The organism is Raineyella sp. W15-4, from assembly GCF_033170155.1.
Classification (GTDB): domain Bacteria; phylum Actinomycetota; class Actinomycetes; order Propionibacteriales; family Propionibacteriaceae; genus Raineyella.
The window spans coordinates 860229-878046 of the sequence record NZ_CP137079.1 but is presented as its reverse complement, the minus strand read 5'-3'; the positions used below and the strand labels follow the sequence as shown (position 1 = coordinate 878046).

Below are 17818 nucleotides of genomic sequence, written 5' to 3'. Positions count from 1 at the left end.
TGAGATCACCATGTTAACGGTAACATCGGGCGGTAGAAGTAATGTCACACCAGAACACCAGGCTCTGTCAAGTGCTTCGGGAGACTGATACGGGAACTCAGCCGACCGGGACGGTGCCGACCACGACGAGGGGGGGAGGCTACCTCAGAGGTTCATCCGGCGAACACGAGGTTCGAAAGCGCCCGCGAACGGGAGGATCAGGCGAGGGCCGACTTCGTCTGCCACTGCTGCCAGGAGTTGTTCCACGCGGTCCAGCCGTTGCCGTCGTCGAGCGGCCGGCCGGTGCCGGAGACCACCACCGGATCACCGACCTGGATGATGCCGAAGAGCTTCTGGGCCTCTGCGGTGCCCATCCCGACGCACCCGTGGCTCTGGTTGCTGCGGCCGAAATAGGCCGCGTTCCATGGCGCCGCGTGGAGGAACTCGCCACTGGTGGTGATCCGCATCGCGTACTTCACCATCATGTCGTAGCCGTCGGAGGAGTTGTTGGGGATGCCCACGGTCTCGGACGCCATCCGGGTCTCGGTCAGCTTCTCCATCACCACGCTGGTGCCGCTACGGGTCTCCGACCCGGACTTGCCGCCGCTCACCGGAACGGTCGCGACCACCTGACCGTCGGTGTACTGGGTGAGCTGCTTGGACGCGAGGTCGACCTTGGTGATCCGCGACTGGCCGATGCCGAAGTCGACCGAGGCCGAGTTCTGCCCGTACCGGCCGTCGCCGGCACCGACACCGTTGAGGTTGGCCTGGACCGACACCTTGGTGCCGGACTGGAAGTAATTCTCCGGACGCCACTGCACCTCACGGTCGGACACCCAGCCCCACGACCCGTTCTGGGCCGGGACGGTGGTGACCTTGAGGTTCTGCTCGAAAGACTTCTTGTCGGTCACCGGCAGATCGAAGGTCACATCGACCGGCATCGCCACACCGTACGTGGAGCCGGACTGGTTGGTGATCGAGACGTGGACCTGCTGCTTGAGGGTGAGCGCCGCGGTGGTGAAGTGGGAGGTCACCGAGGACTCACCGGCGGCGGTGGAACCGGTCGCCACGACGGTGTAGACGGTGGCCGGGTCGAGCCGTTCGGTGGCCGTCCAGGTGCCGTCGTCGGCGAGAGATCCCTGGACGGTGCTGCTGACCGGAGCGCCCTTCTTGTCCGTGCCGGCGCCGGTGACGGTGACCGCCTTCAGCGTGCCGGCGGTGGGGGTGACCTTGACCAGGGTGTCGACCGGGACATCCGTGGCATCGGCGGCAACGTTACTGCCGGCCTGGAACCCGGCGGGCGAGGCCTGTCCGGCGGCGACCTTGCCACCGGCCCGATCGGTGGAGCTGGCCGGTGCACAGGCACCGAGGGCGACGGTGACCGCCACCGCGGTGAGCGCGGCGACCCCGCGAGCCTTCCAGGTCATCTACACCTCCAGCGAACCCCGTACGAAACCGACCATCGACCCCAGGATACCTGGCGGGGGCCAGGACCCCAGGATTCGCTGCGGAGCGGCACAGCAGCGGCAGAGCGGAACGGCACACGGAGGCGCAACGGGCGCCACCGGGAACGATTCCCGATGACGCCCGTTACGCGGCTTCACGCGGCACGGCGGCCCTGTGCGGGCCCGCGGCTGTGACGCGGCGCCCGAGGGTCAGGCGGCCTTGATGGCCGAGATCTCGAACTCGAGGGTGATCTTGTCGGAGACGAGGACACCGCCGGTCTCCAGCGCGGCATTCCAGGTCAGGCCGAACTCCTTGCGGTCGACCACGGTCGAGCCCTCCAGGCCGACGCGCTGGTTGCCGAACGGGTCCTGGGCGGCACCGGCGTACTCGAAGTCGATGGTGACGGGCTTGGTGACGTCCTTGATGGTGAGGTCACCGGTGACGCGCAGCACGTCATCGGAGACCGCGGAGATCTCGGTCGAGGAGAAGGTGATCGTCGGGTAGCTCTCGACGTCGAAGAAGTCGGCGGACTTCAGGTGGCCGTCCCGGCCCTCGTCGTTGGTGCTGATCGACGGGACCTGGACGGTGACCTCGATCTTCGGGTCGATCAGGCCGGCCTTGGTGCTGGCGGTGCCGGCGAAGTCGGCGAAACGGCCACGGACCTTGGTCACCATGGCATGGCGGGCGACGAAGCCGATCTGGGTGTGCGAGGGATCGAGGTTGTAGGTGCCGTCCAGCTGGAACAGCGGGCCGTCGGTGGCGACGGTGGCGGTGGTGGCAGCCGCGGCGGAGGTCTCGTCGGCGCGCTTGGCCTTGTTGAAGAAGCTCATGGTCATCTCGCAATCGTGTGGAAGTCGATCAACCGTGATTTAGTTGATGATTGAATAGTACAAGGTTCCAGCAAGTGTGCAAGTCGGGTGTTCCATCGGCGTCCGGCCCTGCCGGCGATAGGTTGGCGGCAGGCGCCGCGACGGACCGGCGAGACGGCGAGACGGCGAGACGGCGGCGACCGATGATGCGGAGGCTCCCGGTGACGGACAACACGACCCTGTTCAGCGGCCGAGCGGAGGTCTACGACCGGTTCCGCCCCGGCTACCCCGAGGCCTGGCTGGACCACCTGGTCGGGAGCACCGGCATCGACGCGTCCGGCGAGGTCGCCGACATCGGGGCCGGCACCGGCCGGCTCACCGAGCAGCTGTTGGCCCGCGGACTGCAGGTCACAGCCGTCGAGCCGAATGCCGACATGCTCGCGCTGGCCCGGCGGCGGCTCGGCGGTCGGGCCGGGTTCCGTGCAGTGCAGGCCACCGCCGAAGACACCCGACTGCCCGCGCACAGCATGGATCTGGTCACCGTGGCGCAGGCCTTCCACTGGTTCGACCCCGACGGCTTCCGGGCCGAGTGTCTGCGGATCCTGCGCCCCGGGGCGTACGTCGCCCTGGTCTGGAACTCGCGGGTCCCCACGGCGCCGGTGACGGCAGCCACCGCCGCGGTGTGCCGGCGCTGGTGCCCGGGATTCCAGGGTTTCAGCGGTGGCCGGGACGACGAGCCGGCGCGGATCGCCCGGTTCTTCGGCGGGTCCGGTGCGGTCCTCGCGCGGACGTTCCCCGGCGACCTGCGGCTGGACCGGGCGGGCTTCCTCGGCCGACAGCTGTCCGCCTCGTACGCCCCGCGGCCGGGCGAGGACGGTTACGCGTCGTTCGTGGCGGAGCTGTCGGAGGTGTTCGAGGAGCACCGGGACGGCGCCACGATGCCGTTCCCCACCGTGCTGCGCAGCTACCTGGGCCAGCTGCCGGACACGACGGCCTGACCGCCCTGGTACCCCGAACGCCATGGTTCCCGCGGAACGCGTCCGGGAGCCGAGCGAAGCCGGGACAGGTCTCCCTCAGGAACCGACGTGTTCGATGTCGAGCTCCACCCACTGCGCGGCGAAGCGGGTGATGCCCAACAGCAGCGGGGTGCCGTCCGGCAGCACGTCGAGCGCGCGCACCACGAGGACCACAGCACCGACCGCGAGTTCCAGGTCGGCCGCCTCCGCGGCGGTGGCGTGCCGGGCGCCGACGGTCGTCGACCCGCGCAGGTAGTCGTCGATCCCGCCGGCGCGCAGCCCCGCGGTGACCGACCCGGTCCGCTGATACTCGGCGAGGAACACCGGCGCGAAGTCGATCGCCAGCCACTGCGTCCCGCGCAGCACCGGCCGACCACCGACCGTCCGCACGGTGTCGACCCGCAGCGCCTCGCGCCCCCCGATCCGTAGCCGTGCAGCGACCTCCGCCGGCGGGACCTCGGTGGCGGAGCCGAGCAGGCGCACGCCCGCGGTGTCCGCCCGCGCACCGAGACTGTCGGTCATCCGGGTCCGCATGCCGATCCGGTGCACCAGCACGGCGTGCTCCTGGACGTACGTACCGCTGCCGCGCCGGGCAACGACGAGGCCGTCCGCGGCGAGGGCAGCGACCGCGCGACGCACCGTGTGGCGGTTGACCCCGAAGCGTTCGGCGAGCTCACCCTCGCTGGCCAGCTTGGCCCCCGGGACGACATGTCCGTCGATGATCTCGCTGCGCAGTTCCTCTGCGATGAGGCGCCACGCCTGGTAGCCGCTGCTCATCGCCTGGTCACCGCCGATCATGGGGCGGTTCGCGCCGCCCGTCGGGCAATCGTCGGCGCCCGTCGCACCCGTGCTGGTCATCGGCTCCGGAGTATATCGACTCCGATCGACTCCGATACTCTTCCCGCAGTGTTCATCTGATGTGCACCGGTTGTGTTCCATGGCGTCGCCGTGGTCGCGATAGCGTCAAGTTATCTACTCCAGTAGACAACTTGAGAGGTGAGATGAACGACACCGCAACCGCCCAACGGCAACGTACGGCGCGCGCACTCGCGCTCGCGGACACCGCCCGACTCGCCGAATGCTGGGCGACGTGGCCCGATGCCCCCGAGGTGGAGTACCTCCGCGGCCCGGAGGCCGGACTCGTCATGGTGCAGGGCCGGATCGGCGGCAGCGGCGACCGGTTCAACCTCGGCGAGGCGACCGTCACCCGCGCCACGGCGCTGTTGCACGGCGGCGCCCTGCTCGCCGAACGGGTCGGCACCAGCTATGTCCTCGGCAGCGATCCGGAACATGCCGGGCTGGCCGCCATCTTCGACGCCCTGCTCGCCGACCCGGCGACCGCACCGCGGGCGCTGAGCGAGGTGATTGCGCCGCTCGAGCGCGAACAGGCCGGCCTCGATGCCCAGTCGCGCGGCGAGGCCCGCGCCACCCAGGTCAACTTCTTCACCGTGGCCCGGGAGAACGCCGGTGCCGAGGAGGACGACGCATGACGCCGCGACTGCCCGGAGCACCGCAACCGCCGACCGCCACTCTCCACGCTCACATCCCGGCTCCCGGCTTCGCCGATCCGGTGCACGACGCCCAGCGGACCTTCCGCGCCCTGCTCGCCGCGCTCGCGCGCCCGACGACGGCGGTGCCCCTGCCGGTCGAGGTGCCCGCCCCCGGTGCCCTCACCGGCGGAGCAGCGGCGCTGCTGCTGACCGTTGCGGACGAGTCCACGCCGCTGTGGCTGGACCCGACACTGGCCGGCGACCACGACCTCACCGAGTGGATCGCCTTCCACACCGGCGCCCGGACCGTCGACGACCGCGCCCTCGCCGCCTTCGCCGTCGTCGCCACCCCGTCGGCGCTACCGCCACTGGACTCGTTCGCTCCGGGCAGCGACGAGGCGCCGCACACCTCCACCACGGTCGTCATCGCGACCGAGCACCCCGGCACGGACGCGCTTCTCGACGTCGACGCGACCTCCGGCATGGACACCCCCGGTAGTGCCGGGTACGGCGCGGGCCCGGCCTTCACCGCGTACGGTCCGGGCTTCCCGGAGCCCACGCCCTGGCGTGCCCCCGACCTGCCGGCGGACTTCCCCGTCCAGTGGGCCGCCAACGGCGCCGCCTTCCCGCGCGGCGTCGACCTCGTGTTCGCCGCTGACGACACGCTCGTCGGTCTGCCGCGGACGACCCGACTCACGGAGGTGGACTGATGTACGTCGCCGTCAAGGGCGGCGAGCAGGCGATCGCCAACGCGCACGCCCTGCTCGCGAAGCGCGGCCGCGGCGAGGAGGCGACCCCCCGGCTGACCCCGGCCCAGGTCCGCGACCAGCTCGGCGTCCTCGTCTCCCGGGTGATGACCGAGGGTTCGCTCTACGACCCGGACCTCGCCGCCCGCGCGATCGTGCAGAGTCAGGGCGACGCACTGGAGGCGATCACCCTGCTGCGCACCTACCGCACGACACTGCGCCGACTGGGCACCACCGTCGCGCTCGACACCGCCGGCCTGCCGGCGGAGCGACGGGTCTCGGCCACGTTCAAGGACATCCCCGGGGGCCAGCAGCTCGGAGCGACCTTCGACTACACCCACCGCCTGCTGACCGAGCCGACGGACGCCCCGGAGGTGCCGGCCGACCTCGGACCGTCCGAGCCGATGCCGCGGGTCACCGACCTGCTCGGCGCCGCCGCCCTGATCGAGCCTGTCGTCGATCATCCGGCCGGCGAGGACCCGGAGCCCGCGGACCTGACCCGCGAGCCGACGGTGTTCCCGATGTCCCGACCGGAGCGGATGCAGGCGCTCGCCCGCGGTGACGAGGGCTTCCTGCTCGGGATCGGTTACTCGACCCTGCGCGGCTACGGCTCGACGCACCCGTTCGTCGGCGAGGTCCGCGTCGGCGAGGTCGAGGTCGAGCTGGTCGTGCCGGAGTTCGGCCACCCGGTCTGCCTCGGCCGGATCGAGGTCACCGAGTGCCAGATGGTCACCCAGTTCGTCGGCAGCGCCACCGAGCCGGCCCGGTTCACCCGCGGCTACGGGCTCGCGTTCGGCCGCTCCGAGCGCAAGGCGATGTCGATGTCGCTCGTCGATCGCGCGCTGCGGTGGGAGGAGCTCGGCGAGCGGAAGGTCGCGCCCGCCAACGACGAGGAGTTCGTCATCGAACACGCCGACAACGTCCAGGCGACCGGCTTCGTCGAGCACCTCAAGCTGCCGCACTACGTGGACTTCCAGGCCGAGCTCGCCCTGCTCCGCACCATCCACGCGGACCTCGGCCCCGGTACGGCCGGTGCGACGAACGACAGCAAAGCGAACGACGGCAAGGCGAACGACAGCAGGGCCAACGACAGCGCCACGAACGACCGCGAGGCGCTCGCCGGCGCCACGAAGGAGGACACCGCGCGATGACCGTTCCACAAGCGGAGGCCTTCCCCCGCATCCAGTACAACGAGGCCTATCTCGACGAGCAGACGAAGCGCGTCATCCGGCGCGCGCTGCTCAAGGCGATGGCGGTCCCGGGGTTCCAGGTGCCGTTCGCGAGCCGCGAGGTGCCGATGCCGCGGGGCTGGGGCACCGGCGGCGTCCAGGTCACCGCCTCGGTGATCGGCCCCGACGACACCCTCAAGGTGATCGACCAGGGTGCGGACGACACCACCAACGCGGTGAGCATCCGGCACTTCTTCGAGAAGGTCACCGCGTGCTCGACGACGACCCGCACCGACGAGGCGACGGTGATCCAGACGCGTCACCGGATCCCCGAGACGCCACTGGTCGAGGGCCAGGTGATGGTCTACCAGGTGCCCACGCCGGAGCCGCTGCGATGGCTCGAGCCGCGGGAGTCGGAGACCCGCCGGCTGCACGCGTTGGAGGACTACGGCTCGATGTACGTGAAGCTGTACGAGGACATCGCCCGTTTCGGCCACATCGCGAAGACGTACGACTATCCGGTGATCGTCAACGGGCGGTACATGATGGCCCCGTCACCGATCCCCAGCTTCGACAATGCGAAACTGCACCGCTCACCCGCGGTGCATCTGTTCGGCGCCGGCCGCGAGAAGCGCATCTACGCGGTGCCGCCCTATACCGATGTGGTGAGCATCGATTTCGAGGATTTCCCGTTCGAGCCGCAACAGTTCCTGACCCCCTGCGAGATCTGCGGGTCGGTCGGGGTCTACATGGACGAGGTGATCACCGACGACCGGGGCGGGTCGATCTTCGTCTGCTCCGACACCGACCACTGCGAGCGCACTGCCGCCGCACGGCAGGCCGATCCCTCGGCCGTACGCCCGTCCGACCCCGCAGCCGCCCTCCGCGGCACCTCGGCAGCCGCACGCCGGGCCGAACTCCAGGAGCAGCCCGAACCGCAGGAGGCGGACGCATGACCGACAGCACCGTCGATCCCACCCTCGACCCGACCCTCATCCCCACCGTCGACGCCATTCTCGACGCCGGGCCGCTGCTCAGCGTCACCGGCGCGGGGCACCGCTACCGCGACCGCTTCGGCTGCCGCAACGTCTCGTTCGACCTCTGGCCGGGCGAGGTGCTGGCCGTTGTCGGGGAATCGGGGTCCGGCAAGTCGACCCTGCTCGGGATGCTCGCCCGGCGGCTGAGCACCGACGAGGGGTCGGTCCGGTACCGGGCGAACGGCGCGCTCGTCGACCTCGGCGATCTCTCGGAGCGCGACGTACGGACCCTGTGGCGCTCCGACTGGGGCTTCGTGCACCAGGACGCGACCGCCGGGCTGCGGATGCACGTCAGCGCCGGCGGCAACATCGGTGAGCCACTGATGGCCACCGGCTGGCGACACTACGGCCGGATCCGGGCCAAGGCCGAGGAGTGGCTGGCGCGGGTGGAGATCCCCGCCGACCGGATCGACGACGCCCCGGCCACCTTCTCCGGCGGCATGCGGCAGCGGCTGCAGATCGCCCGCAACCTGGTGGTCTCCCCGCGGCTGGTGTTCATGGACGAGCCGACGAGCGGGCTAGACGTCTCGGTCCAGGCGCGGCTGCTGGACCTGATCCGCTCGCTGGTCGCCGAACTCGGCCTCGCCGTCGTGATCGTCACCCACGACCTCGCCGTGGCCCGGCTGATCTCGCACCGGACCCTGGTGATGAAGGACGGCGGGGTGGTCGAGGCCGGCCTCACCGACCGCGTGCTCGACGACCCGCAGGCCGCCTACACCCAGCTGCTCGTCTCCTCGATCCTGCAAGGATGATCGTGACCGACACCTCAGATGCGCCGTCGCGCAAGCGCTCGGATTCCCCGATTCTCTCCGTCCGCGGAGTCGACAAGACCTTCACCATGCACCTGCAGGGCGGCCAGCGGCTGCCCGTGCTGCACGGCCTCACCCTGGAGGTGCGGCGCGGCGAGTGCGTCGTCCTGGCCGGCGCGTCCGGCACCGGGAAGAGTTCGGTGCTCAAGATGGTCTACGGCAACTACGGCGTCGACGCCGGCTCGATCATCCTCGACCGGCCCGGTGGCCCGCTCGACCTGGCCACCGCCCGGCCGCGCGAGGTGATCGCCGCCCGCCGCGACACCATCGGCTACGTCAGCCAGTTCCTGCGGGCCATCCCCCGGGTCTCCGCCCTGCAGGTCGTCGCCGAGCCGCTGGTCTCCCGGGGCACCACGCACGCCGCCGCCGAGGAGCGCGCCGCTGCCCTGCTCACCCGGCTGAGCATCCCCGAACGGCTGTGGAGCCTGCCGCCGGCCACCTTCTCCGGCGGCGAGCAGCAACGGGTCAACATCGCCCGCGGCTTCATCACCAGCCACCCGATGCTGTTGCTGGACGAGCCGACCGCCTCCCTCGACGCCCGCAACCGGGAGATCGTCGTCGAGCTGATCCGCGACGAGCTCGCCCGCGGCGTCGGGATGCTGGCGATCTTCCACGACGCGGAAGTGCGCGAGGCGGTCGCGGACCGCTGCGTCGACGTCGAGGCGTTCCAGGCCCATCCCGTGGGTGCGCTCGGATGACCGTCCGCTACGCGGTCTACGGGCTGCCCGGCGCACTGACACCCGACCCGCTGCGCCTGCTCGCCGAAGCGTGGATCGGCCGCTCGGTCGACGGCCGCCCCGTCACTGCCGCGGTCCCGGCCGGCTGGACCCGCGACGAGCTCGACGCACTCACCGTGGACGCCCGCCGGTACGGCTTCCACGCCACCCTCAAGGCGCCGTTCCGGCTCGCCGACGGCCGCGACGTCGCCGAACTCGACGTCCGGGTCGCCCGGCTCGCCGCCGACCTGCCGCCGGTGGTGGTGCCGCGGATCGCCCTGCGCCGGCTCGGCGGCTTCTACGCCCTGATCGCCGGGGCACCGGCACCCGGACTCCACGCGCTGGCCGCCGCCGTCGTCCGTACGCTCGACGACCTCCGCGCTCCGCTGACCGCCGCCGACCGGGCCCGCCGCCACCCCGAGCGGCTCAGCCCGCGGCAGCGCGCGCTGCTCGACACGTGGGGCTATCCGTACGTGCTCGACGAGTTCCTCGCGCACCTCACGCTGACCGACCGGATCGACGAACGCGACCGGCCGCGGGTGTCCGCGGCACTCGCCGAGCACTTCACCGGCCACCTCGACCGGGACGTGCCATTCGAGGCGCTGTGTGTCTTCGTCGAGCCCGCACCCGGCGCGCCGTTCACCCTCCGGTCCACCCACCCCCTCGGCGGCACGCCGACCCACCCATCCGAGCCCGCCGCCGCGGGCCACCGAGAAGGAGAAGCATGAGCAGCGAGAACATCCTGACCAACGCCCGGGTCGTCCTGCTCGACGAGGTCGTCACCGGCACCGTCGTCGTCCGCGAGGGTCGGATCGCCGACATCGACGCCGGCTCGGTCCGGTACGGCGAGGACCTCGACGGCGACTACCTGCTGCCCGGCATCGTCGAGCTGCACACCGACCACCTGGAGCAACACTTCGAGCCGCGGCCCGGCACCCACTGGGACCCGGTCGCAGCGGTGCTCGCCCACGACGCGCAGCTCGGCGCCTCGGGGGCGACCACCGTGTTCGACGCGGTCCGCCTCGGCGCCACGCCGAACGCGAAGGACTCCGCGCCCGCCAACGCCCACCGGCTCGCCGACGCGATCGACCACGCCGCGGACGCCGGACTGCTGCGCGCCGAGCACTACATCCACCTGCGCTGCGAGGTCTCCGCGCCCGACTGTCTGACCTCGTTCGAGTCGTTCGAGGACGCACCGCGGGTCCGGCTCGCGTCGCTGATGGACCACACCCCGGGCGAGCGTCAGTACGCCGACGTCGAGGCCTTCCGCACCTACATGATCGGCAAGCGGCACCTCACCACCGCCCAATTCGACGATCACGTCGCGTCGCTGAAGGCTGCCTCCGCGGTGTACGCCGCACCGCACCGGGCCGCGATCGCCCGGCAGGCACGGGAGCGCGGAATCACTCTCGCCACGCACGACGACGCGACCGAGGCGCACGTGCAGGAATCGGCGGCGCTCGGCGTCGGCATCGCCGAGTTCCCGACCACCGTCGAGGCGGCCCGGGCGGCAGTGGCGGCGGACCAGCTGGTCGTGATGGGCGCACCGAACATCGTCCGCGGCGGATCGCAGTCCGGCAACGTCGCGGCAACCGACCTGCTCGCACTGGGATTCCTGCACATCCTGTCGTCCGACTACGTCCCGGCGAGCCCCCTCCAGGCGGTCGTCCGACTCGCCGCGACGGGCGCGCTGACCGTCGAGCAGGGCGTACGACTGATGAGCACCAACCCCGCCCGCGCCGTCGGTCTCACCGACCGGGGCCAGATCGCCCCGGGCCTGCGGGCCGACCTGGTGCGGGTGCACGTGCACCCGATCCCGGTCGGAGTCTCGGCCGACGAGCACCGCGTCCCGGTGGTGCGCAGCGTCTGGCGGGAAGGCCACCGGGTCGCATGACCACATGCGGTGTGCCGGGGACCGCCCCGGGCCGGTCCCCGGCCCGCACCTCATGTGCTAGACCGGCACGAGGACCGTGACCACACCCCCTGTCACCCTCATCTTTCCTGTCACCGCGGACAGACTGTCCTCCGATAGCGGACGAACTGCCCCCGGACAAATGAATATCTCAACCCCCGACGGATTCCGCCGGAGGCATTTTGTGTTGCCATTCTTCGGCCTTACCTCTGCACCTCACCAAGAGATTCGCGACCGAATGAATTCACCTGAAGACCACTTTCCGGTCGCCAAATTTCCACCTGCATTCCCTAGCTTCTGTCATGACACACGGCGCTCTCCATGAACGTGTGCACGATCCGAAAGGCATCCCTGATGCATCTGTCCGGTACCAAGCGAGTGATCGCAACCGCGACGGCGGCAGTGCTCGCTGCCGTCGCCCTCGCCAGCTGCTCTTCCGGCAGCACCGGCGCCGCGAGCGCCTCCAAGGGCACCTGGGCGAAGTCCGAGGGCACGATCGTGTTCGGGGCCACGCCCGACAAGGCCGGCTCCGACTCGAGCAACAAGCCCCTCGAGGACTACATCGCCAAGCAGACCGGCTACAAGGTCGAGTACTACCCCACCGCCGACTACACCGCGCTGATCGCCGCGGCCGTCGCAGGCAAGATCGACGTGATGTCGTCAGGTGCCCTGCAGTACGTGATGGCCGTCAACAAGGGCGCCAAGATCGAGCCGGTCGCGGCGACGCTCACCTCGCCGACCGTCACCAAGGCCGGCTACTACTCCGAGGCGATGGTGCCCGCGGGCTCCTCGATCGCCTCGCTCGCCGATGCGAAGGGCAAGAAGGTCTGCTTCGTCGACCCGAACTCGACCTCCGGCTTCCTCTTCGGCCTGTACCAGCTGTCGAAGGCCGGCATCGACGTCAATGCCTCGGGCACTGACGCGAACGGTAACCCGACCTTCAAGGACTTCACACCGGTCTTCGCCGGTGCCCATGACAAGTCGGTCCAGGCCGTCGCAAGCAAGCAGTGCGACGTCGGCTTCGCCGAGGACACCGAGGCGGACGCGGCTGCCCAGAAGGGTCAGGTGACGATCATCAACAAGGAGTTCGTGCCCGGTGGCCCGCTGTCGATCTCGTCGACGCTGCCCGCCGATGTGAAGACGAAGCTCTCCGGCGTCCTCGCCGGTGCCACGGTCGATGCCATCAACGGCTCCGGCGTCACCCTCACCGACGGCTTCACCAAGGGCTACTTCGGCGCCCAGAAGGCTGACGCCGCTTACTACCAGACCATCACCGACCTCTGCAAGTCGATCCCGGCCGCCAAGTGCAACGCCTGATCCGCGGAGAGAAGTAACAGGACCATGAGTAGCACGACGATCTCCCCGACCATCTCGGTTACCGGGCTCACGAAGTACTTCGGTCAGACGCGGGCGCTCCACGATATCGCGCTGACGGTGGAGCCCGGGGAGGTCGTCGTGCTGCTCGGGTTGTCCGGCTCCGGCAAGTCGACCCTGCTGCGGCACCTCAACGGCCTCGAACGACCCACCCAGGGCACCGTCCGTGTCCTCGACCAGGACGTTCCGGCTCTCCGGCCGAAGGCGCTGCGGGCCCTGCGCGGCCGGGTCGGGATGATTTTTCAGCAGTTCGAGCTGGTGCCGTCGCTGACAGTGCTCGAGAACGTGCTCACCGGTGCGCTCGCCCGGCTGAGAGGTCCGCGCCTCGGACTGTGGGCCTACCCCAGGTCCCTCAAGCTCGCCGGATTGACCCACCTCGATCGCGTCGGCCTGCTGGAGAAGGCGTACCAGCGTGCCGATCAGCTCTCCGGCGGTCAGCAGCAGCGCGTCGCGATCGCCCGCGCACTGATGCAGAACCCCGAGATCCTGCTGGCCGACGAGCCGGTGGCGAGCCTCGATCCGGAGTCGAGCGGGCAGGTGATGAGCCTGATCCGTGAGATCGCCGCCGACGACGGCCTGACCATCGTGTGCAGCCTGCATCAGGTCGACCTCGCCCTCGGCTGGGGCGATCGCATCGTCGGCCTGCGCCAGGGCGAGATCGTCCTCGACACGAGCACGAGCAACCTGAACCATGCCCAGGTGATGGAGGTCTACCGGCGTACCACCACCGGCGACCTGTCGGGGTTGGAGGCCGAACTGGCGGAAGTCCGGCTCACCGCCTCCGTCGCCCGGTTCGCCGGGGACGGTGCCCGGTGACCACCGAGGTGACCACCGTCCGCGCTGACCTGCCCGCGGCGTACGCCGATGTCGCCGCCCGGGCGCCACGTCGCCGGTTCCCGGTCGGCGGTGCGGCCGGCCTGGTGCTGATCCTGACGATGGCGGCCTTCTCGGTGCACTCGCTGCTGAGCCTGGACTTCTCGTTGTCCAACCTGCAGACCAGCATCAACACCGCGGTCAGGACGTTCAGCCTGATGGGGCCGATCAGTGTCCCCGCGCCCCGGGACCTCGCGTACCTCATCGGCCTGACCATCGGCACCGTCGTGCTCGGCACCCTCCTCGCGTCGGTGCTGTCCATCCCGGTGGCCTGGATCTCGGCGGACAACACGACGCCGGCGGGCTGGCTGCGCTGGGTCGGCCGGGCGATCGGCGTCATCACCCGCGCCATCCCTGACGTCGTCCTCGCGCTCGCCTTTGCGCTCACCTTCACCCTGGGCAGCCCGCTGCCCGGCATCTTCGCGATGGGCATCCACTCGATCGGGATGATCTCCAAACTCTTCGCGGACGCGATCGAACAGTCCGACGACGGCCCGCGCCTCGCGATCCGGGCCGCCGGAGGGTCCCGGGCACAGGAGTTCTGGTCGGGCGTCGTCCCCCAGGTGCTGCCGTCCTGGATCGCGACCATGCTGCATCGCTTCGACATCAACCTGCGCGGCTCGGCCATCCTCGGCTACGCCGGCGTCGGCGGTCTCGGCTACGCGATGCGGGTGGCGTTCCAGCAGTTCCCGACCGGCTACGGGCGCGGACTGGGGATCGCTGCGGTCATCTTCCTGCTCTGCGTCGTCCTGGAGTTCGTGTCGTCGGCGATCCGCCGCAACCTGCTCGGCATCGACCCGGTCGGCAACGCCCTCGGCGGGCGGTCCGTACGCACCCTGAAGCGCACCCGGCGCTCGGCCGGGGCGACATCGGGCGACGCTCCGGCCCGCTCGGTCGAGCAGATGCTCAAGCGGCCGTGGACGAGCGACCGGATCCGCAACGTCGGCTGGTCCCTGGCCGCTGTCGCGCTGATCGTCGCCAGCTACTGGTGGGCCGACGTCGACTTCTCCCAGATCACCTGGGAGTACGTGATCCCGACACTGCAGAGTTTCTGGCCGCCGAACTTCGGCACCCACACCTTCGGCGAGTTCGCCCAGGGCATGCTCGTGACGATCCAGGTCGCCTTCGCCGCCGCGCTGCTGTCACTGGTGCCCTCGCTGGTCATCGGCTCGCTCGCGGCCCGCAATGTGGCCCCGACCGGCCGCGTACGCGCGGTCTTCCGCTTCATCCTGGTCTTCTTCCGCGGCGTGCCCGAGCTGGTGCTGGCCATCTTCCTGATCATGATCACCGGGCTGGGCAACCAGGCCGGCGCGATCGCGCTCGCCTTCGGCGGCATCGGCCTGCTCGGCAAGCTGATCGCCGACTCGTTCGAGGAGGTGCCGCGGGGCCTGGAACGGGCCGTCACCGCCACCGGGGCGACCCGGACCCAGCGCTACTTCTCGACGACCTGGCCGGTGGGGCTGCCGTCGCTGATCGGGAACTCGATGTACCTGGTCGACACCAACATCCGGGCCGCCACGCTCCTCGGCATCGTCGGCGGCGGCGGTGTCGGCTTCTACCTCACCCAGGCCTCCAGCGTGCTGACCTTCCACGGGCAGGTGACCACGCTGGTCGCCATGATCGTCGTGACCGTACTGGTCGTCGAAGGCATCGCCACGCTGCTGCGGCGGATCTACCGCTGACGCATCGGTGGTCGCCGACGCCACCGTGCGTCACCGCTGCCGCAGAGTCAGGTACTCACGGATGTAGAGCGCCAGGAGGAGGTTGAACTTGATCGTCGCCCGGCCGAGGTCGACGCCGAGGATCTCCTTGATGCGATTCACCCGGTACACCACCGTGTTCCGGTGCGCGGGCAGCCGCACCGACGCATCGGTCGGACTGCAGTCGGCGAGGAGATAGACCTGCAGGGTCCGCACCAGCTGGGTGGCGTGTTCGGCATCGTACGCTTCGAGCGGACCGAGATAGCTGGCGCACAGTCCTGCCAGGATCTCCTGGTCCGGGACGCTGAAGAGCAGTTGCAGCACGCCGAGCTCGTCGAACCCCAGGGAACGGCGCTGCCACACCTGGGCGACGGCCAGGGAGAACCGCGCCTCGCGATATGCACTCCCGAGCTCATCCAGCACGTGGCCGGAGCCGCAGACCCCGACCGACACCTCACCGTACGGTGCGAGTATCGCGACCAGGTCCGCTACGGGGGCTGTGGCATCACGCACCGGGAGGACGAGCACGTGCAGGTCGTCCTTGGCGAACAGATGTCCGTGTGGGTCCCGCCGCCGGAGGGCGGCGGACGCCTCGTGCGGGGACGCCAGATTCCGGATCAGCGCCAACCGATATTCGTCCTCGGGCCGGTAGCCGGCCCGGCCGAGGTCGTGCAAAGCCTCGGGAGACATCGGCTGCTGTTCGAGAACTGCGGTGAAGGCGATATCCAGCGCGTCGCGACGTTGACGGTCCTTGACCAGCGCCATGGAAAGCTCCCGCATCACGTCGACCAGATGGATCTGCCAGGGAACCACGAACAGCGGAAGCCGGTGCGCGTCGCAGAAGTCGACCACTTCCTCGGTGAGATCGTCGACGGAGAGATAGCGCCCCACATTGACGAGCACGGCGCTGCAGCCCTTCGACGCCACCGCCCGAACGAGGTCGATCAAGGTGCCGCCCGATCGGGTGAAGAGTCCGGTGGTGATGACGAACTCACCGCCCTTGAGGAAGTCGATGTTCTGCAGGTCCTCGGCCAGATAGACCCAGGTCGGCATCCGGTCCAGACCGTTCCCACCGCAGCGGAGGGTGACCTGATAGCCGGTCCGGATGCCCTCGTACAGCCCTCGGACAGAGGTCTTCATCGGGAACTCCTCTCACTTGCCCCGCGGCACTTGGGCCCGGAGGACAAACCGGCGACGGAACTCTGTGTCCGCCGCACCTGTGCACGCCGCCGTTGACCGCGGATGCTGGTCTCAGTGCCGGTCATCACATCCCGGCCGTCATCATCCCTACTCGAGGAGTGACAGACATGCTCGGGAAAGACCTCCCCCAGATCGTGACGAACGCCGTGCCCGGCCCCCGCGCCGCCGAGGTGATCGCCCGCCGGGCACGGACCGTGCCGTCGGCGGTCCGCTGCGGATATCCGGTCGTGATCAACCGGGGTGAGGGCGCAATGATCGAGGATGTCGACGGCAACCGTTTCGTCGACTGGGTCGGCGGGGTGGGGGTGCTGAACATCGGCTACTCGCATCCGGAGGTCGTCGCCGCCGTCAAGGAACAGGCCGACGACTATTTCCATGCGATGGCGAACATCGTCACCCACGAGGGCTATGTGGCGCTCGCCGAGGCGCTGGCGGATCGTACGCCGGTGGACGGGGCGCACCGACGCGTCTTCTTCGCGAACAGCGGCGCCGAAGCGGACGAGAACGCGGTGAAGATCGCGAAGGCCTTCACCGGTCGGCCGAACATCATCGTCTTCTCCGGCGCATTCCACGGCCGGACGCTGCTCACCATGGCGATGACCGCGAAGAAGGCGTACGCCAAGGGGATGGGGCCTTTTCCCGATGGCGTCTGCCGGGCCGAATTCCCCTATCTCTATCGGGCACCGGGCGACCTCAGAGACGATGCGGCGATCGACTACTACCTCGACCGGCTCGAGGCGGTGTTCGAGTACGCCTCCCTGCCCGAGCAGGTCGCCGCGATCGTGGTCGAACCGGTGCAGGGTGAGGGCGGGTTCATTCCGGCTCCGCTGGCCTGGATCAGCGCGGTCCGTGAGATCTGCGATCGCCACGGGATCCTGCTGATCGCCGATGAGGTGCAGACCGGCTTCGGCCGGACCGGCCGGCTCTTCGCCAGCCAGTACTGGGCCGAGCACGGCGTACGGCCCGACATCCTCACCGCGGCGAAGTCGATCGCCGGCGGCCTCCCGCTGAGTGCGGTCGTCGCCCGCGAGGAGATCATGGAGTCGGTCCCGGTCGGGGTGATCGGCGGGACCTTCTGCGGCAATCCGCTGGCCTGCACGGCCGGCCTGAAGGTGCTCGAGATCATCGAGCGCGACCGGCTCGCCGCGCGCGCCCTCCGGATCGGCGAGACGGTCGCGGAGCGCTATCGCGCCTGGGCGGATCGGTTCGACGTCATCGGGGACATCCGGGGCCTCGGCGCCATGGTCGGCCTGGAATTCGTCACGGATCGCGCCACCAAGGAGCCGTTCCCCGAGCTGGTGGCGGCCGTTGTTGCGGAGGCCGCCCAGCACGGCCTGTTGATCGAGAGCGCCGGAACGTACGGCAACGTGGTCCGGTTCCTCGCCCCGCTGGTGATCACCGACGACCAGCTCGCCGCCGGCCTGGACATCTTCGAGCGGGCGATCGAGACCCGGCTCGCCGGCCTGCGGCCCTGAGTCGGCATCCGCGACCGCTGCCCCCACGGATCCGCCCCGTCGCCCCGCTCTCCGGTGGAGCGGGGCG

17 protein-coding genes are annotated in these 17818 nt (G+C 70.0%); 13 read left to right on the top strand and 4 right to left on the bottom strand.

All coding sequences use genetic code 11. The annotated features are described in order from the left end of the window. Nucleotides 1–197 precede the first annotated feature (197 nt). Nucleotides 198–1406: an Ig-like domain-containing protein gene (locus R0145_RS04090; protein ID WP_317839143.1), complete on the bottom strand. Its 1209-nt coding sequence runs from the start codon at nucleotides 1404–1406 to the stop codon at nucleotides 198–200. A 228-nt stretch (nucleotides 1407–1634) separates the two neighbouring features. Next, entirely contained in the window at nucleotides 1635–2261 is a 627-nt protein-coding gene (locus R0145_RS04085) for a YceI family protein (protein WP_317839142.1), read from the bottom strand. A 194-nt stretch (nucleotides 2262–2455) separates the two neighbouring features. Here R0145_RS04085 and R0145_RS04080 point away from each other — a divergent pair, with 194 nt between their 5' ends. Next, complete coding sequence (locus R0145_RS04080; RefSeq protein ID WP_317839141.1) at nucleotides 2456–3232, top strand: class I SAM-dependent methyltransferase; 777 nt, start codon at nucleotides 2456–2458, stop codon at nucleotides 3230–3232. Between the two features lie 75 nt (nucleotides 3233–3307). On the opposite strand, the gene phnF is transcribed toward R0145_RS04080, so the two are convergent. Beyond that, entirely contained in the window at nucleotides 3308–4108 is an 801-nt protein-coding gene (gene phnF, locus R0145_RS04075) for a phosphonate metabolism transcriptional regulator PhnF (protein WP_317839140.1), read from the bottom strand. Nucleotides 4109–4251: 143 nt separating this feature from the next. Between phnF and phnG the strand changes: the two genes are divergently transcribed. The 11 genes from phnG (at nucleotide 4252) to R0145_RS04020 (ending at nucleotide 15058) form a co-directional block, all read left to right on the top strand. Beyond that, complete coding sequence (gene phnG, locus R0145_RS04070; protein ID WP_317839139.1) at nucleotides 4252–4740, top strand: phosphonate C-P lyase system protein PhnG; 489 nt, start codon at nucleotides 4252–4254, stop codon at nucleotides 4738–4740. After that, nucleotides 4737–5450 (top strand): phosphonate C-P lyase system protein PhnH, encoded by a 714-nt coding sequence (gene phnH, locus R0145_RS04065; RefSeq protein ID WP_317839138.1) that lies wholly within the window; start codon nucleotides 4737–4739, stop codon nucleotides 5448–5450. The genes phnG and phnH overlap by 4 nt, the downstream gene beginning before the upstream one ends. Beyond that, nucleotides 5450–6637, top strand: coding sequence for a carbon-phosphorus lyase complex subunit PhnI (locus R0145_RS04060; RefSeq protein ID WP_317839137.1), 1188 nt, complete (start codon nucleotides 5450–5452; stop codon nucleotides 6635–6637). Before phnH ends, R0145_RS04060 begins: the two co-directional genes overlap by 1 nt. Next, entirely contained in the window at nucleotides 6634–7611 is a 978-nt protein-coding gene (locus tag R0145_RS04055) for an alpha-D-ribose 1-methylphosphonate 5-phosphate C-P-lyase PhnJ (RefSeq protein WP_317839136.1), read from the top strand. Before R0145_RS04060 ends, R0145_RS04055 begins: the two co-directional genes overlap by 4 nt. Further along, entirely contained in the window at nucleotides 7608–8444 is an 837-nt protein-coding gene (gene phnK / locus R0145_RS04050) for a phosphonate C-P lyase system protein PhnK (RefSeq protein WP_317839135.1), read from the top strand. The genes R0145_RS04055 and phnK overlap by 4 nt, the downstream gene beginning before the upstream one ends. Nucleotides 8445–8446: 2 nt before the next feature. Continuing rightward, nucleotides 8447–9199: a phosphonate C-P lyase system protein PhnL gene (phnL, locus tag R0145_RS04045; protein ID WP_317839134.1), complete on the top strand. Its 753-nt coding sequence runs from the start codon at nucleotides 8447–8449 to the stop codon at nucleotides 9197–9199. Further along, the gene (locus R0145_RS04040; RefSeq protein ID WP_317839133.1) at nucleotides 9196–9945 is read left to right on the top strand and encodes a DUF1045 domain-containing protein; all 750 of its coding nucleotides are present in this window, start codon (nucleotides 9196–9198) and stop codon (nucleotides 9943–9945) included. Before phnL ends, R0145_RS04040 begins: the two co-directional genes overlap by 4 nt. After that, nucleotides 9942–11111: an alpha-D-ribose 1-methylphosphonate 5-triphosphate diphosphatase gene (locus R0145_RS04035; RefSeq protein ID WP_317839132.1), complete on the top strand. Its 1170-nt coding sequence runs from the start codon at nucleotides 9942–9944 to the stop codon at nucleotides 11109–11111. The genes R0145_RS04040 and R0145_RS04035 overlap by 4 nt, the downstream gene beginning before the upstream one ends. Nucleotides 11112–11483: 372 nt before the next feature. Then, nucleotides 11484–12446, top strand: coding sequence for a phosphate/phosphite/phosphonate ABC transporter substrate-binding protein (gene phnD, locus R0145_RS04030; RefSeq protein WP_317839131.1), 963 nt, complete (start codon nucleotides 11484–11486; stop codon nucleotides 12444–12446). A gap of 24 nt (nucleotides 12447–12470) precedes the next feature. Further along, nucleotides 12471–13319 (top strand): phosphonate ABC transporter ATP-binding protein, encoded by an 849-nt coding sequence (gene phnC / locus R0145_RS04025; RefSeq protein WP_317839130.1) that lies wholly within the window; start codon nucleotides 12471–12473, stop codon nucleotides 13317–13319. Continuing rightward, nucleotides 13316–15058, top strand: coding sequence for a PhnE/PtxC family ABC transporter permease (locus R0145_RS04020; protein WP_317839129.1), 1743 nt, complete (start codon nucleotides 13316–13318; stop codon nucleotides 15056–15058). The genes phnC and R0145_RS04020 overlap by 4 nt, the downstream gene beginning before the upstream one ends. Before the next feature lie 30 nt (nucleotides 15059–15088). Here R0145_RS04020 and R0145_RS04015 read toward each other — a convergent pair whose 3' ends face one another. After that, complete coding sequence (locus tag R0145_RS04015) at nucleotides 15089–16216, bottom strand: PucR family transcriptional regulator (RefSeq protein ID WP_317839128.1); 1128 nt, start codon at nucleotides 16214–16216, stop codon at nucleotides 15089–15091. 167 nt (nucleotides 16217–16383) lie between these two features. On the opposite strand from R0145_RS04015, the gene R0145_RS04010 reads away from it, so the two are divergent. Then, nucleotides 16384–17751, top strand: a complete 1368-nt coding sequence (locus R0145_RS04010; RefSeq protein ID WP_317839127.1) for an aspartate aminotransferase family protein — start codon at nucleotides 16384–16386, stop codon at nucleotides 17749–17751. Nucleotides 17752–17818: the final 67 nt, after the last annotated feature.